General features: G+C 39.8%; 13 protein-coding genes. 6 read left to right on the forward strand and 7 right to left on the reverse strand.

The features are described from left to right. The first annotated feature begins 86 nt into the window (after positions 1 to 86). Positions 87 to 623 carry a 5' nucleotidase, NT5C type gene (locus E0E36_RS21855; protein WP_242627365.1) on the forward strand — a complete coding sequence of 179 codons (537 nt, stop codon included), beginning with the start codon at positions 87 to 89 and terminating at the stop codon, positions 621 to 623. Here E0E36_RS21855 and E0E36_RS21860 read toward each other — a convergent pair. The 5 genes from E0E36_RS21860 to E0E36_RS21880 form a co-directional block, all read right to left on the reverse strand. Next, a complete protein-coding gene (locus tag E0E36_RS21860; RefSeq protein ID WP_130857753.1) occupies positions 620 to 1,366 on the reverse strand; it encodes a LytR/AlgR family response regulator transcription factor in 747 nt (248 codons plus the stop codon). The two genes, E0E36_RS21855 and E0E36_RS21860, sit on opposite strands and share 4 nt — an antisense overlap. A gap of 8 nt (positions 1,367 to 1,374) precedes the next feature. Then, positions 1,375 to 2,466, reverse strand: a complete 1,092-nt coding sequence (locus E0E36_RS21865; RefSeq protein WP_130857754.1) for a sensor histidine kinase — start codon at positions 2,464 to 2,466, stop codon at positions 1,375 to 1,377. Between the two features lie 20 nt (positions 2,467 to 2,486). After that, a complete protein-coding gene (locus E0E36_RS21870; RefSeq protein WP_130857755.1) occupies positions 2,487 to 4,493 on the reverse strand; it encodes a BamA/TamA family outer membrane protein in 2,007 nt (668 codons plus the stop codon). Between the two features lie 107 nt (positions 4,494 to 4,600). After that, positions 4,601 to 5,248, reverse strand: a complete 648-nt coding sequence (locus E0E36_RS21875) for a class I SAM-dependent methyltransferase (RefSeq protein WP_130857756.1) — start codon at positions 5,246 to 5,248, stop codon at positions 4,601 to 4,603. A 7-nt stretch (positions 5,249 to 5,255) separates the two neighbouring features. Further along, complete coding sequence (locus tag E0E36_RS21880; protein ID WP_013666662.1) at positions 5,256 to 6,164, reverse strand: UbiA family prenyltransferase; 909 nt, start codon at positions 6,162 to 6,164, stop codon at positions 5,256 to 5,258. A 161-nt stretch (positions 6,165 to 6,325) separates the two neighbouring features. Between E0E36_RS21880 and E0E36_RS21885 the strand changes: the two genes are divergently transcribed. The 5 genes from E0E36_RS21885 (at position 6,326) to E0E36_RS21905 (ending at position 12,038) form a co-directional block, all read left to right on the forward strand. Then, a complete protein-coding gene (locus E0E36_RS21885) occupies positions 6,326 to 7,159 on the forward strand; it encodes a universal stress protein (RefSeq protein ID WP_013666661.1) in 834 nt (277 codons plus the stop codon). Positions 7,160 to 7,606: 447 nt separating this feature from the next. Further along, positions 7,607 to 8,206, forward strand: a complete 600-nt coding sequence (locus tag E0E36_RS21890; protein WP_198140273.1) for an RNA polymerase sigma-70 factor — start codon at positions 7,607 to 7,609, stop codon at positions 8,204 to 8,206. Further along, positions 8,203 to 9,219, forward strand: a complete 1,017-nt coding sequence (locus tag E0E36_RS21895; protein ID WP_130857757.1) for a FecR domain-containing protein — start codon at positions 8,203 to 8,205, stop codon at positions 9,217 to 9,219. Before E0E36_RS21890 ends, E0E36_RS21895 begins: the two co-directional genes overlap by 4 nt. Before the next feature lie 60 nt (positions 9,220 to 9,279). Then, complete coding sequence (locus E0E36_RS21900; protein WP_130857758.1) at positions 9,280 to 10,890, forward strand: LA_2272 family surface repeat-containing protein; 1,611 nt, start codon at positions 9,280 to 9,282, stop codon at positions 10,888 to 10,890. Positions 10,891 to 10,952: 62 nt separating this feature from the next. Continuing rightward, positions 10,953 to 12,038 (forward strand): hypothetical protein, encoded by a 1,086-nt coding sequence (locus E0E36_RS21905; protein ID WP_130857759.1) that lies wholly within the window; start codon positions 10,953 to 10,955, stop codon positions 12,036 to 12,038. Here the strand turns inward: E0E36_RS21905 and E0E36_RS21910 are convergent. Beyond that, positions 12,010 to 13,239, reverse strand: a complete 1,230-nt coding sequence (locus tag E0E36_RS21910; protein WP_130857760.1) for a PepSY-associated TM helix domain-containing protein — start codon at positions 13,237 to 13,239, stop codon at positions 12,010 to 12,012. The two genes, E0E36_RS21905 and E0E36_RS21910, sit on opposite strands and share 29 nt — an antisense overlap. 11 nt (positions 13,240 to 13,250) lie before the next feature. After that, a complete protein-coding gene (locus E0E36_RS21915) occupies positions 13,251 to 15,701 on the reverse strand; it encodes a TonB-dependent receptor (protein ID WP_130857761.1) in 2,451 nt (816 codons plus the stop codon). Positions 15,702 to 15,745: the final 44 nt, after the last annotated feature.

Below are 15,745 nucleotides of genomic sequence, written 5' to 3' on the forward strand. Positions count from 1 at the left end.
TTTTTGCAATTTAATGCAAAGTTAATAAAAATATATTGCAATAAATTGCAAATATTATGTATTTTTGTTGCATTAAATTGCAATATATGAAAAAACGATCAATTGCTATTGACATGGATGGCGTCTTAGCCGACACGGAAAGTCAGTATTTACATTATTATGAGCAGGAATATGGAAAGCGTTTAACGAAGGACATCTTCCATAATGTCCCCGAGGCGGAAGCTTTGCCAAACGGATCTATATTTAAATACCTTTATACACCGGGTTTTTTTAGAACGATACCGGTAATGGCGGGAGCAGTGGGAGCTGTAAGGAGGCTTCAGACGCGATATGAAGTTTACATTGTTTCTGCCGCGATGGAATTTCCACTTTCTCTATTTGAAAAGAAGGAATGGCTTGCTGAACATTTTCCATTTATTCACTGGCACAACATCATTTTTTGCGGAGACAAAAGTATTATTGATACCGACTTTATGATTGATGACTATTGTAAGAATCTGGATTTCTGCAAAGGAAAACCCATTTTGTTTAGCGCTGGTCATAATGCCGGTATAACCCATCATCTTCGCGCTAATAATTGGCAGGAAATACTTGATATACTGGACGTAGTCCCTACAAATTAACGAGACAAGGTCTTTTTATCTAGCCAAGCTGAAAAAGCGTCCTTAAAGATGTTTCCAATAGGAATACTTCTTTGAGGATAATAAGCTAACCTAATTTGGTTTCCCTCTATCGCACGAACATGCTTTAGTGCGATAATATAGGACTTATGAATTCTCATAAAAGCCGTTTTGCTTAAATGCTTTTCTATTTCCTTCATGGTAATGAATGCAATGATTCGTTCGCCATGATCTAAATAGATAGAAATATAGTTTTTAAGTCCTTCAATGATGACAATCTTACTTACGTCTATTTTAAATAGTTTTCCTTTGCGATCTGTTTTTATAAAGAGGTACGGACTACCTGGTAGTTCAACTTCGTTTTTGTTATCTTGATGATTTTGAACTTTATTAACAGCCTGCAAAAATCGGTCAAAGGAAATAGGTTTAAGCAAATAATCAACAACAGCAAATTCATAGCCCGTGAGTGCATACTCCGTGTAAGCTGTTGTGAGAACAACTTGTACATCCATATTTAGGACGTTAAGTAACTCTATTCCGGTAAGGTAGGGCATCTGCACATCCAAAAAAAGTAGATCAACCGGCTTTGCTTTGATTGCCGACAAAGCGCTCACTGGCTCCGTAGACGAGCCAACTAGCTCCAGAAATGGAACTTTTCCGATATGATGTGTTAAAAGATCAATCGCGTGTTCTTCATCGTCAATTACAAAGCAGCTCATCCTTTGGCGGGTATCTTCTTTTATCATGGCTAAAACTATTGTTCGATCGGAATTTGCAATAATACGGAAAATGTCGCTTTATCTTCCTGCACTACAAAGCGATGTTTATCTCCATAGATTAAATGTAACCGCTGCCGGATATTACTTAAGCCTATACCATTCGAAAGTTCCTTGCGTCCTTCTCCCTTTTTATTTTTTATGGAGAAAAAGAAATGTTGGTCTTGTTCTAACAAGTTGATTTCCAGTGGATATTTAACATCCAACAAATCGCCATGCTTAAATGCATTTTCTACCAAGGTTATCAAAACTAACGGGATAATCTTGAGTTGCTTATTCTTCACCTGATCGTCATACTTAATATTCAGTCGACTATTGAGTCTTTTCTGGTTAATTTCAATAATGTTCTGCAAGTGTACAATCTCTTTTTCGAGCACCACCTTTCCTTCCTTATCTTCCTCTACGGTTAAAGCATAGCGCATAATATCAGACAACAACAATACAGCCTTGGCCAGATCTTCATCGAGTCGAATACTCTTTGAATAAATAAAACTTAAGGAATTGAATAAAAAATGAGGATTAATCTGATGTTTAAGAGCGCTCAATTCGGCCTGTGCCCTTTGCTTTTCTAAAACTATTTGCTGCCTTTTCCGATGCCACCACTCGATGGTTAAAGACGCGCCAATGCAAATGAGTATATCAAAAATGGAAAACACAATGAACCATAGCATAAACCATGCAAAGCTATCTTCCGGAATGAGCGTTTTGGAGTCTTGTATATGACGAACCGAATGCATGGAGTTGGTTTCCAAAGAATCAAAATATCCATAGCTAAATTTGATAAGGTAGAGGATAATAAAACAGAGGATTGGTTTTTTCCATTTTCCTTCGCGAATAACCGGAAGTATAATATAAAAAATTAGAAAAAAGTACGACAATACATTTTCTGTTATAAAAAGGATGGCATTTATAACAAAACCATAGCGTCTACCAAAGTAAAATACCGCCTCCTGCGGATTAGACACATAAGAAATAAAAAAAACAAAACAGTATAAAAATACACCAAACAGGGAAAGAACAGCAAAACGTTTCCACTGCTTGTGAATCAATATTTTAAGTTGCTGCATCATCCTTCCCTTAAAATTTCGTTTTAGAACGCAACACCGGTGCCCGCAAAAGCGCCAAAATCGCCCTTACTTGTTAAACCAAAATCGACACGGGTATACAATCGATATCTTGGAATAAGCTGTTGCCTAAAGCCAACACCATAGAATGCCTTAATGGAGGCTTTGTAATCTTTAAAGAAATTTTTTGCACCATCTCCCAAACCGGCGAAAATGGCATATCCAAAGCGACGGTCGGCGCTTGAAAAGTAAGATCGATACTCCGCTTGCACACTAAACACCTGCTCTGCGATATATAAATTTCGCCAAACGCCCCTAAATGCTCTATCGGCGGTTATATAAGGCAGCTGATAAAAAGGAGCTTCACCTCCCCACGTTGCGTTAAACATTCCTTGGAAAGCTAATACATCGCCTTGTACAAGCCAATCTACAGGTATAAATTTCCGATAATCAAATTTCAATTCCTGATACTGATAATCGCTGATAATTTCTTGATTAAACCAGTAATAATTAATCTCTAACCTACTTCCCTTTGTGGGAAATAGAACATCATTTCGCTTGTCCATGCGTAGGGTAGGACCGATACCAAAAAGCCAACCTCCTTGGCCGCCGTGAAAATTGGACGTGGGCTTTTCCTCAAAATCCAATTCATTATCTTTTCTCAATTTATAGTTAATTCCTACAAAGAACTGATCGGATAAAATCCTGCTCACCGATCCTTCTAACACAAAATTGTCCGAAACATAGGCCGTTTTATGACGATCGTTGCTTTCTCTTCCAATGCCGAAAAAATAGTTTTTTGCATTGTTTGTAAACAAGAAATTGTTCGTAAAATACCACTTTTCTTTATAGTAAGCTTCCATATAAGCGCCCACTGCCAATTGCTTTCCATTGAAGCCGTAACTGACAATTGGAGCAAAGATGGTTGGTTGTGAAAATCGGGAAGCATGACCGGTCTTTGGGTACCAAATCATCGTAGCGCCCGCACCTACAATAAAACCTGCTTCTCGCTTGAACCCAATGATGGGTTGTGGCAAAAATTTCAGCCTTTTCCCTTCATGGTTTTTAGAAGAAGACAAGCGATCATGTATTTCCTGTGAAGCTTCTATGTCTATGGGAACTGTTGTCCAACCTTGTTCTTTTTTTATGAGTATATTATTATCTTTAGTAAAACCTGGAGGAGTAAAAATATTTGATAGTTCTTGCTCCTTGTTTTTTTGAACGGGATTCCAAATGGATAGGCGACCGTCCACATCAACGCTAACTATATTTTCGCCGACACGATCGTAACCCAACCAAGTAATTTTTGATGAGCCTGTTTTGATTTCCCGAATTAAGGTATCTTGAAAATCGCGAATCTGTATGTTATTTTCTGCCGTTACACTTGCTATTTCTTGCTTGTTGGGATGGAAGATCAATAAGCGTTGCTTTTCTTTTTCCCAGTTAACGTTTACTTTGGTTAGCGACTCGTAATCTAATAACTGGATAAGCCGATTGTTTGTAAATCCAATCAACTTACCATCGTAACTGATACCGACCGCATTAATGTCGGATGCAATATTCCTAGTCGCAATCGCTTTCCATGTGTTTGTATCATACTTGGTCATTCTTGCATTAAAAGTTTTCACGGAATGAACAAATACGCATTCTTTTTTTACAGGGCTAAAAGCAGCCAATTTCGTTTTAAAAGGAAGCCGCGCAAGCTGGCGTATGATATCTCTACTTAGTGCGTAAATTGTGGTTTGTCCGTCATTCCCCGAGGCTACCAAAAACTGTCCGTCCGGCGAAAAGGTCAACAAACCGCCTACACCTCTTCCAGGCACCAATAATTCATTCACTATAGCCTTTGTACGCATGTCCTGAAATAAGATCCGGTCGGGTAGTTCGCTCACGGAAAGGGACAACGTAGGATTGACACGCTCTTGCAAGGTGATTGCCTTTTGGCCATGTACCGTAAAGACACTGATGAGTGCGAGTAGGAAACAAGCAATCTGTTTTATAACTTCTTTTTTTAAACTCAACGAAAAAATCATGTAAAATATGTTAATTCACAGCATGGAAACCGGACTAAAATAAAAGACATTTACCGAATTGCGAAATAGAATACACCAACTTAAGCACTAATTCTACCAACAGCTATTTATTCGGGACCAGTTTTGGATTTCTTATAAACAATACCCTTTATAAAACCGGCATAGTGTAGGGAAGAGAAAAGCATCTGATACCGGTTGCGCTGAAAATAGGGGCTCATATCGATGAGATTGCGTGCTTCAACTTGGCACAGATACCCAAAAAATTTATACATAAGTTTGAGCATTCCCTTTTTCCAGCCGTTTTTCTTATTCGGATCAAGATAAAAATCAGCATAAAGCCAGAGGCCTTCGCTTGCCAGTAATCTCGTCAAATGACCAAATACTTTTTCCGCTTTTGGTCGCAAAAAATTATCGAACAAAAAGGAAGTGATGATCACATCATAAGAATTTTGAAGTGCCTCAAAATCTTCAATGGCTTGCTCAACAAATACAACCTTGTTATTAGCACAATTACGATCTCGGGCCATTCGCAACATTTTTTCTGAAATTTCCACATAGGTTATCGTTAAACCTTCGGGATGTAACTTGGCCAGCGCCTCCAGTATCCATCCCGATCCACCTCCAACAATCAAAATACGACTATCCGCTGCAATGCTGTGTATCAGATCTAATTGAACGTTGACCTGCGCCCGCCCGAACACCAATCGGCTTAACCTATCATATAAGGGCGCAATATTATCATAGTTATTCTTCATCGTATTGTTACACAAATTGCATGGCAAATATTCCGCAAATTGCTTTCACCAGTAACAAACCGTCAATAACAATTAGGTAATAAAGTATCCGATGCCGCTTATGCATAGAATAAGCCACTACCAAAGATAAGGCGAAAGGGAAAATATTGATCACTAAAGGAATGAAGCTAAAATGCCTATAATAGCCGAAAATGACCATGGATAGGACACCTACGGATAGCAATGGAATTAATAGCTGAAAGATTGTATTTCGAAGACCAAATCTCACGACAAACGTTTTTAATTGCTTATTGGCATCCTCTGCATAATCTTTAATATCGAACATGATGGCATTTACCGTACAGAACATAAAGGTTTTAACAAAAAGCCATAGCACAAGAAAGGGATCGACCGAATTTAGCGGGTGCTGTATTTTCAACATAATAATAGGAAAAAGGTTGACGCAACATGCCCAGACGAATCCGATGATAAAGGCCTTCAATAAACCCGAATTTCGAATATTCAGCGCCATAAATGATCGGGGTAAAAGTCCGTAATATAAAATAATTGCAACGAGTACAATAATAAGAATCAACCAATAAATCCAATGTAGGGAGCTCAACGACTGTATGTTTTGCCAAATCAGCCCTAAAGCAAGCAGTAGGCTGATCAAAATGGAAAATCCTAAGTTTCCTTTAGCAAATCGGATATTTTGTTGATACCATTGGGTGCGCGGATTGTTATGTCTACTGCTTACTGTTACATTGATATAAGCATATGTATAGTATGCCATCGTTGCAAAAAACAAAAGCAGATAATAAGCTGTATTATTAAAAGGAATGGCAAGTTGAACGGCGGTTTCCAGCGATAAGGCGATGGCCAGAATACCGACAAAAATGTTTCCAAAAAACACAAATTTAATAAAGCGATCTATCATGCCCTCAACGGATATGGAAGCTAAAATACAGTTTTTGTATCTGATTGACCGGAGTTTTTTTCATCATACTTTTGCGGAAATTTAATCGGATGACTTGCATATTAACTTAGCTTATTAGTATATTGCTTTAAGTGTTAGCGCTTGAGTTTAAATTTAATTTTATGAAGACGCTTTTAGTACTAACGGATTTTTCTGACGCAGCCACACATGCTGCGAAATACGCTGCTATCTTAGCGAAGCAGTTGAAAATCGCACGTATATTATTATTCAATAAGTTGCCGAGTATTACATCAATTCCCAGCAGTCCGTTGGTAGTAAATAAAACACACGAAACCAAAGAGGAATCGATGACGCATTTAAAGCGATTGGTTAATGAACTGAAATTTTTAAAACATACGGACACCGAATTGACCTACTTAGCAAAAGAAGGTGATTTGGATGAGCTTACCAATGATTTAATCAACAAATATCAGGTGGACTACGTGGTGATGGGTTTAACCGGTAAAAGTAAACTTGAGCAAACCCTAATAGGAAGCAATACCATAAAGATCGCTAAAACTGTCAACCGGCCCCTATTAATTGTGCCCGAGTCTGCAAAGCTTACACCTATCACTAAAATCGCATCGGTGATCGATCTGCAAGATCCTAAACAGGCGCAAACAATAACCAATTTATTGAATCCTTTGCATTTCCATAACCACCTCGAACTCTACGTGCTCAGTCATGAAAGCGAAGGCATACCGCTACAAACCTTGCACAATCATAATTTTACCGCTGTAAAGGAAAAAATTAGTCGATACAATCCCAAGTACTATGCCATCAGCGAAATTGATATTGTAAGGGAAATATTGGAGTTCTCCAAGTCGCATGACATCTCGTTAATCGTCCATATTGAGAAGAAAAGAAACTTTTTTGAAAGCCTCTTCTTAACAGACATTACCGAGCGGATGGCTTATGTAACCCATATACCATTACTTTTAGCAAAGCAGGCGTGAATTAGGCTTTAGGCTTTTAGGCATTAGGCATTAGGCTATAAGCAGTAAGCTTTATAGTAAGCCTTAAGGTATAAGCTATAAGCAGTAAGCTTTAAGCCCACAAAAGCCCATCATCACATCAGCTAACCGACCGTAGGGAGCTCATGAATGCCTTTAAAGTGAACACGAATGAATAATTATCACATTGGCTAATTGGCTCATCATCACATTGGCTAATAAACTACTTTTCTACTCAACCACTCAACTATTTCCCTAATAAAAAAATAATTGAAGCCATAGGGGTAGATGAAGGAACGGTTGTCATAGTAGCAAAGAAGGGAAGCGGAATGAGGAAGGTTATCGGTATTTCATAAAAAAATAGAGGAAGAAAATGATAAACGTGCTAGGATACGCGCAAGAATTGTATATGACAGCGAGTTTATCTAAGTTTGACTTGATATAGCTTATATGCTAACACAATTAAATATGCAGAGCGACAACGTCACGCTTAACCTGTTGCAACAGGGGAATGAAGAAATTTTCGAAAATGTTTTTAAACAGCACTTCAATAGTCTACATGCTTACGCTTTTACAATTTTAAAAGATGCCGTTGCAGCAGAGGAGATCGTACAATCACTTTTTTTAAAACTCTGGGAAAAAAGAGAGAATCTGGACATACGAAGCTCACTAAAATCGTACCTATATCGAGCTACTTACAATGATTGCATGAACACCATTAAGCATTGGCAGGTAAAACAAAGACACCAAGATCATATTACTTATGTAAATGATTTCACCTACGAACATACTGCTAATCAGCTGCATGAAAACGAACTAAAAAGGGAACTTCAAAAGGCCTTAAACGTATTACCGGAAAAATGTCGAACAGTTTTTCAGATGAGTCGCTTTGAGGAGTTAAAGTATCAGGAGATCGCAGACAGACTAGAGATATCGATTAAGACCGTGGAGAATCAAATGGGAAAGGCACTGAAAATATTACGGACGGAATTGGCTGATTATTTGCCGCTTATGGTTTATTGTTTACTAAAATTATTTCTCGGGCAATGAAAGATGAATTACTTATAAAATTCCTTCTTAAGGAAGCATCTCCTGAGGAAGATCAAGATGTACAAGCTTGGCTTGCAGAGGACCAGGCCAACCGGAAAAAGTTTGAACAATTCAAATTGATTTGGGATACCAGCAAGCAGCTTGCGTTGCAGCAACCTATGGACGAAGATATAGCATGGAAAAGGTTTCAACTGCTGAGAGATCAACGCTTTGAAAGACCCCCAGAAGATGTCGACGAGGGCGATTCAATACCACATCTTCAAGAATATCAAGGTAAGGGTACGGGATGGTTAAGGGTAGCGGCAAGCATCCTAGCGGTTATGGGTTTAATGACAGGTATTTACCTTTACATTATAGCACCAAAGCATCCGTATTTGCATAGCATTGAGGTGACGGCTAATGAAACGCCCCTAACCGATACTTTACCGGACGGAACCGTTGTAACACTTAACAGTCATGCTAAACTCAGCTATACCGAAGATTTATTTAACGGCCAACGCAAAGTATATATGTCGGGGGAGGCTTTTTTTGATGTGGCCAGCGACAAGAAACGCCCTTTCAATGTAGCCGTAAAAGATTTGACGATCAACGTACTGGGCACTTCGTTTAATGTAAAAAGCAACAGAAAATTGACGGAGGTTATTGTGGAGACCGGAGCTGTTCAAGTAAGTCGAGAAGATGTAATTATCAAATTAAAGCCAGACGAAAAAGCCATTGCAATGGTAGAACAAAAGGGCCTTAAACAGGAAAAGCAACACGATAAACTGTATGACTACTACAGAAGTAGGATGTTTAAATTAGACGGGACCCCTTTGTGGCGATTTGTAGAAGTACTCAACGAAGTTTATCAAGTGCGGATTGTACCGGAGAATATAGCCACAGGCAATTTGCCAATAACTACTACCTTTGACAATGATTCTTTACCCGGCATCTTGCATACGTTATGTAAAACATTACGATTGGAAATGGAAAAAAATGGTAAAACAATTATATTAAAAAAAGAAACGTTATAATATAACATAATCGCTATCCCCTTGGAGAACCAATTATTGCATTCTTGTAAAAGCCTGCTATTGACATTCGTATTGTCTTTAGCGGGTTTCACCGCTTTTAGTCAAAACTATCTTTTTAAGCCGGTTAAACTTCATGTGAGCCAACAAAAACTTGTAACCGTACTGGAAGATATCGGAAGGCAAGGTGGCTTTCATTTTTCTTATAGCAGCGGCATTATCCGAAGTGACAGTTTGGTTAGCATCCAGCATTTCAATGGCGACGTAAAGACGGCACTCAATACATTACTGGGTGATAGTTACGAATATCAAGAGAGTCCGAATCATTTAATTATCCGTCCGGCTCCATTTCGTTTAACGCTCATGCCTGAAGAATTGGGCGAAGGAAAAAAAATATATACCATTAAAGGCTATGTAGTGGATGAAAAAACCGGAGCAGGAATCCATAATGCCAGCGTTTATGAAAAACGGCTACTCGTGGGAACGATGACCGATAGAAAGGGTTATTTTAAATTAAAGCTGAAAACCAAGGACGGAAATCCCATGATTTTAACGGTTAGCAAAGAACTTTACAAAGATACCACCACCGTTTTCTTGCCTACCGTCAACCTAGGAAAAAACATCAATAGTAGTGGGCATTATGGATATATGGGAGATGGGGAAGAATCTGTCTCCAATACCGCGCTCGCTCGTTTATTTTTAAGTTCTAAACAAAAGCTAAATGCATTAAATCTGGGAAACTTTTTCGCCTATACCCCCGTACAGGTTTCGCTAACTCCCGGCTTAAGCTCACATGGCATGATGAGTGGTCAGGTCGTCAACAAGTTCTCGGCTAATCTCATTGGTGGTTACACCGCGGGAGTCAATGGCGTAGAGTTGGCTGGAATATTCAATATCGATCGCTATCACGTGAAATATGTTCAGGCGGCGGGTGCTGTCAATATGGTAGGGGGTAATATGTCGGGGGTTCAACTCTCCGGAATTTATAATACGGTTATTGATAGCTTAAAGGGTTTTCAAGCCGCCGGCGTCTTTAACTTTGTTAAAAAACATGCAAATGGCGTTCAATTGGCCGGCATAATGAACTATGCTGAGGAACTAAGGGGCGTACAAATTGCCGGAATTCTCAATAGGACGAAAACGAACCACGGCTTACAATTTGGTTTAATAAATATGGCTGATACCTCTTCGGGAATCAGCATTGGATTGGTTAATATTTCAAAAAACGGAATGAAACGACTGAGTGTATCAAGTAATGAGGTCCTGTATACCAATCTGGCATTTAAAAGTGGAAACGCAAATTTATACAGCATTCTTTCTGCGGGCTACGGAAGCTGGAATGGTGAGCAAACTTTTGCTACGGGCTTCGGATTGGGGCATGAGTTTAGAAGAAGAAATCAAGATAATTATTTTGCGGTAGAACTTTTGAGCCAGCAATTACACCGATCAGTCTATGAAAACGTGAGCAGTTGGACTAAGATGAATATCCTTTACAATTATTCTTTAGGTCAAAAAACAAAATTGTACGTTGCGCCAACGATTAATTTCCTTAGCAAGAATAAACAGGTTATTGAAAACGCACAAGACATTCCTTCGGCCGGATATCCATACCTTCTAAACAAAGAACGCTTTAAATGGTGGGTAGGACTTGAATTGGGTGTTGCTTTTTTCTAAAAAGAATAGGGGGGAAGTCTAGCTAGCTTGTCATTAGTTAAACGAAGATAATGACAAGATTTATGGAAAGAAAACTATTTAGCTACAAACAGACCCTGCTGGCACTTACTTTATTAATAGTAGGATCTTTTAACCTCTCTGCTCAAGAAGATAGCCCTGCTCACGTAGGCATCATATATCCATTAAGTACCCATGGTGGCAAAGCAGCCAATTATAGCAACACCATTAGCTTACATGCTATAGCAGGTCTATCTGGTGGAGAGAAAGCGTTCGCATTATATGGTGTTGCCGGAATTGTTAAGGGCAATGCTTCCGGATTGCAAGCTTCCGGTGTATTCAACCAGGTTTCCGGCACGCTCCATGGCGTACAGTTAGCCGGTGCCGTCAATTTAGCAGGCGATGCAGCTAAGGGTTATCAATTTGCGGGCTTGTTCAACCAAAGTAGGGGAAATGTTCATCTACAATTGGGCGGTGTGCTCAATACAGCGATTTCTACCAAGGGCTTGCAAGCAAGTGGTGTAAGCAACAGGAGCAAGCAAATGGATGGTGTGCAGATGGCAGGACTTTACAATCAGGCTGACAACGTAAAGGGTGTCCAAATAGCTGGGGTCATCAACAAAGCAAAAAACGTAAGGGGCATACAATTCGGGGTGCTGAATATCGCGGATAGCAGCGATTATACCCTCGGCTTGGTGAATATCGTGAAAAATGGGGAAAAGAGTATCCGCATTGGAACAGATGAAGATCTGTCGACTTTTGCCAGCTTCCGCTCCGGTGGCCAAATTTTATATGGAATCCTCGGAATTGGGTTCAATCCGCAATATGAGGCCATTCGCTACGGCGTAGAAGGAGGTATCGGTGCGAATCTGTTAAATCGAACCAACTTTAGGCTAGCTGCTGAAATCTCATCCATCACGCTAACTGATTTTGATGGCAATTACTTTAATAAAAATGGTTTACGTATTCTACCTTCCATCAAAATAGGACCTAATATATATCTATATGGCGGTCCATCGATTAATTACATCAATACTGATAATGAGGATGGCAAAAAGCTGGTTAAAATGAAAATTTGGGACAAGCAGAACAGCAAAGATTATCAAGCGCTGAATGTAGGCTTTACCGCAGGTCTACAGCTGGTACTGTAAATCGTTTTCCTTTTGGTGGTATGGCCGGCCTGCTTTTTCGCTTCCGGCCATACCATATAATAAAGCCTGTGACCGGTAAAGAAGCGGCAATTAGGCTAGCGATAAAAGCGAGGATTTTCCCGGGTAAACCTAAAATGGCGCCTACATGAATATCGTAATTCATAGCAATAAGCTTCTCACCATTGTTTTTCTCTGCGTAATTACGACGATAAAGTCTTTTCCCTGTATACTGATCTAGTTGTATTTCGTCTGTGTTATAATAGAGCTCTGCGCCTCGATAACCAGCTGCATAGATTACACCTTCTTTGCCGAAAGCCGGTGATAAACCAATACGATCATACCCTTTATCAAATTCCTTATTGGCCGTAGCGAATGCAACATCCAATGGGGAAAGTACGGCGACTGCTGTGGTATCCGACTGTTTCGTAACAAAGGGCGGTGGTGTGGTTGATTGCGAAGCGTTTACATAAACCGCCGTTTCGAACCACTTCATGGCCCAAACCATTCCTGTTAATGCCAAAATCAGTGTAATTAGCAAGGCATAAAAACCGGGCACATTATGTAAATCGTAATTCAGGCGCTTAAATCCTGCTTTCCATTTGATCTTGAAGCTCTTATTGACATTCGATTTTTTTAGATTTTTAGGCCACCATAATACTAAACCTGTTATTAAAAGAATGACGAATAGGAGTGTAGCATATCCTACGATTGGCTGACCATAGGGTGTATTCAGCAGCAAACTCCAATGGATATATTTCACAATGGTAAAAAATTCCCTGGTGTAATCAATACGACCGGTAATCTCACCGGTGTAGGGATTGATAAATACGGATTCGTAACAGTTAATGGCGCCGAAAAAGGTGAGGGCTTGTTGGTTGCCCGCCTCATAACACATGAACTCCCATGCTTTCTCCGGTGCGCGATAGCTTGTGATATAGGTTGCCGACTTGCCCAGCGCTTTGTCAGCAGTTGCTTGTAAACTACTTAAGGGCAGCACCTTTGCGTTTTCCGGCACTTCAACATAAAACTTGTCGCGATGAATCAGGTTGCTAATTTCATGTTGGAAGACAAAAAGACAACCCGTAATGGCTACAATAAAAACAATGATGCCTGAAATCAAACCGAGCCATAAATGCAGAAATGCAGCGATTTTTTTGATCGCTCCTTTTTTCTTCTTTGCTTTCGTCTTACCATGTGCCATTAACCCGATATTTAGAATTTATACGTTAAATTAGCCAAAAAGCTTCTCGGCATCTGCGGTTCGATCGTTGTCCACCCTTTAAAGTATTCCTTATCAGTCAAGTTATCCATCTTTAATCCGATCCTAAATTTAGGATGATCATAAAAAACAGAGGCATTCAACACCGTATATCCCGGCAAAGTAAAAGTACCGGTCAGCAAATCGTTGGTAATAATATTCTCGCTGGCAGAATTGCCGCCGAAACCTAAACCAATCCCTTTAATTGCTCCTTGATGAAAACGATAACTAACCCAGTAATTAAGCAAATGTTTGGGGCCTGCCGAAACAGGTCGGCGATCATTAACATTCACATCGGCATTGGTAATTTTACTGGTATTATTACTATAGCCGAAAATAATATTCAAGCCCTCTACCGGACGTGCAGTTAAGTCCAATTCAAAGCCTCGTGACAACTGTGTACCATTCTGAACGGTGATGTTGTATGTAGTGTCATCTCTGATGATTGATTCAGTTCGCGTAATATTTTTAACGGATATATCATAGTAACTGGCAGTAAAGCTCAATCGATTATCCAGTACATCCAATTTAACGCCGCCTTCCCATTGATTAGCTTGCTGCGGTTTAAACGTATTGGGTATATCCGGGAGCGGTTGCGTAACCGGAGCCACATTCCGAAAGCCATTCATATAATTGGCAAAAATCGATATTTGGTTAGGGATCACTTGGTACACGACACCAAATTTCGGTGAAACAGCCGTCTGTCCATAGTCGCCCGTTACCACACCTGTATTTAAGTTCTCCGTTCCACCGCTCTGAAAGCGATCGACGCGCACACTCGCCATGGCGATCAACTGATCGGTTATATTAAGTACGTTAGACAAGTAAGCTCCGTATACATTACTGCTGGCGCGATTGTAGGTATAAGAACCGGTACTGGCGGCCAGTCGCTCATCAATTGCCTCCTTATTGTAATTGTAGTAATTTGGATCATCAATACTCGAATTCAGTCGATCAAAAACAATATAAGGAGCATTATTATTTTTATTCACCTGTCTTAGGTAGTCTAAACCAAAAACCAAACGATTCCGTAAACCACCAATCTTAAAGTCGCCCGTAAAATTCTGCTGAATATTAATCACTTCACTTACTGCGTTTTGTTTGGTAACATAACGGCTCAATATCGTGTCGTTTGCAATGGTGCCTAACCGTTCATTATCAACATCCGTATACATCACATACTGATAATAACCATCGGTTTTTCTTCGGTTATAATTGACTTGGGTTCTAGATGTCCATTGATCGGATATCTTATACAAAGCTTGTCCTCTTAGATTAATTGTAGGGGTTTTAAACGTTACATCATCATGTGTATATGACCGATTATAATCAAATTGTAATTCGTCCGGTGTATTTGCATGGAGAGGTCGTGTTCTATTCAGAAAAATCATTAGCGGGTTTGTTCCTTCATAATGATATAATTCAGCATCTAAGTTCAAAGTCAATCGACTAGTAGCTCGATATTCCAGTGAAGGTGCGATGAAAAATGATTTCCTGAACCCCGCATCCTGAAAACTGTTTTGCTTATGATATGCCGCATTTACACGTCCTAATAGATTCTTTTTTTGATTGAGCGGACCGTACAAATCTAAGGTTGCCCGATGTTGAGCATAATTGCCTATGGTGTAAGAAACTTCTCCACCTACCGTATCCAAGGGTCTTTTAGTAACGATATTGATCAGACCTCCGAAATTAACCAGTGCTCCACCATATAACGTGCCCGACGGCCCTTTGACCACCTCTATTTGCTCGATATTAGCGGGGTCTAAATCGCCATTGGTCAGTGCAGCAACTCCATTAATCAAATTTGGCTGTGTAGAAAAGCCCCTTAAGGTGAAGTACGCGGCCCCATCGCCGCTTCTACCGGTCGAACTCCATAGCTTATCTAATCCTGAGCTATTTTTTAACGCATCGTTAAAGTTTGTGACTATTTGATCTCTCAGCACTTCTTTGGTAATCGTCGTATAAACTTGGGGGTTTTCGAGGTTATTAAGCGGTAGTTTGGAGACAAAATTGCTTTTTCTTCTCGTATACGGATTAGCGCCTACACCATTAACCACCACCTCGCTGAGCGTGGCGGCACTTTCTGTTAAGATGATCGTCTGTACATCCACTTCAAGGTCGTCCACCTTAATTTGCAACTCTTGGGTATTCAATCCTAAGGCCGTTACGCGAAGTGTGTAAGAGCCGAAAGGGACTTGCTTGATCTCATAGTGTCCATCAACATCGGTCGATGCGCCACGATTTAAACCTTTTAAGGTAACGGAAACGCCTTCAGCACCTTTACCGTCAGCGGTCAACACCACCCCCTTTAGGTTAGCAATCTGTTGTGCTTGAATAATTGATGGTAGAAATAAGGATTGAATAGTGACAAATAAAACAGTTAGGTAGGAGAGCGGTCTCATTCTTATTTGGACTTTATCTAAATTTCTGCAAAGAAAAGAACTAA

The organism is Olivibacter jilunii, assembly GCF_900607235.1.
GTDB classification, from domain to species: Bacteria; Bacteroidota; Bacteroidia; order Sphingobacteriales; family Sphingobacteriaceae; genus Olivibacter; species Olivibacter oleidegradans.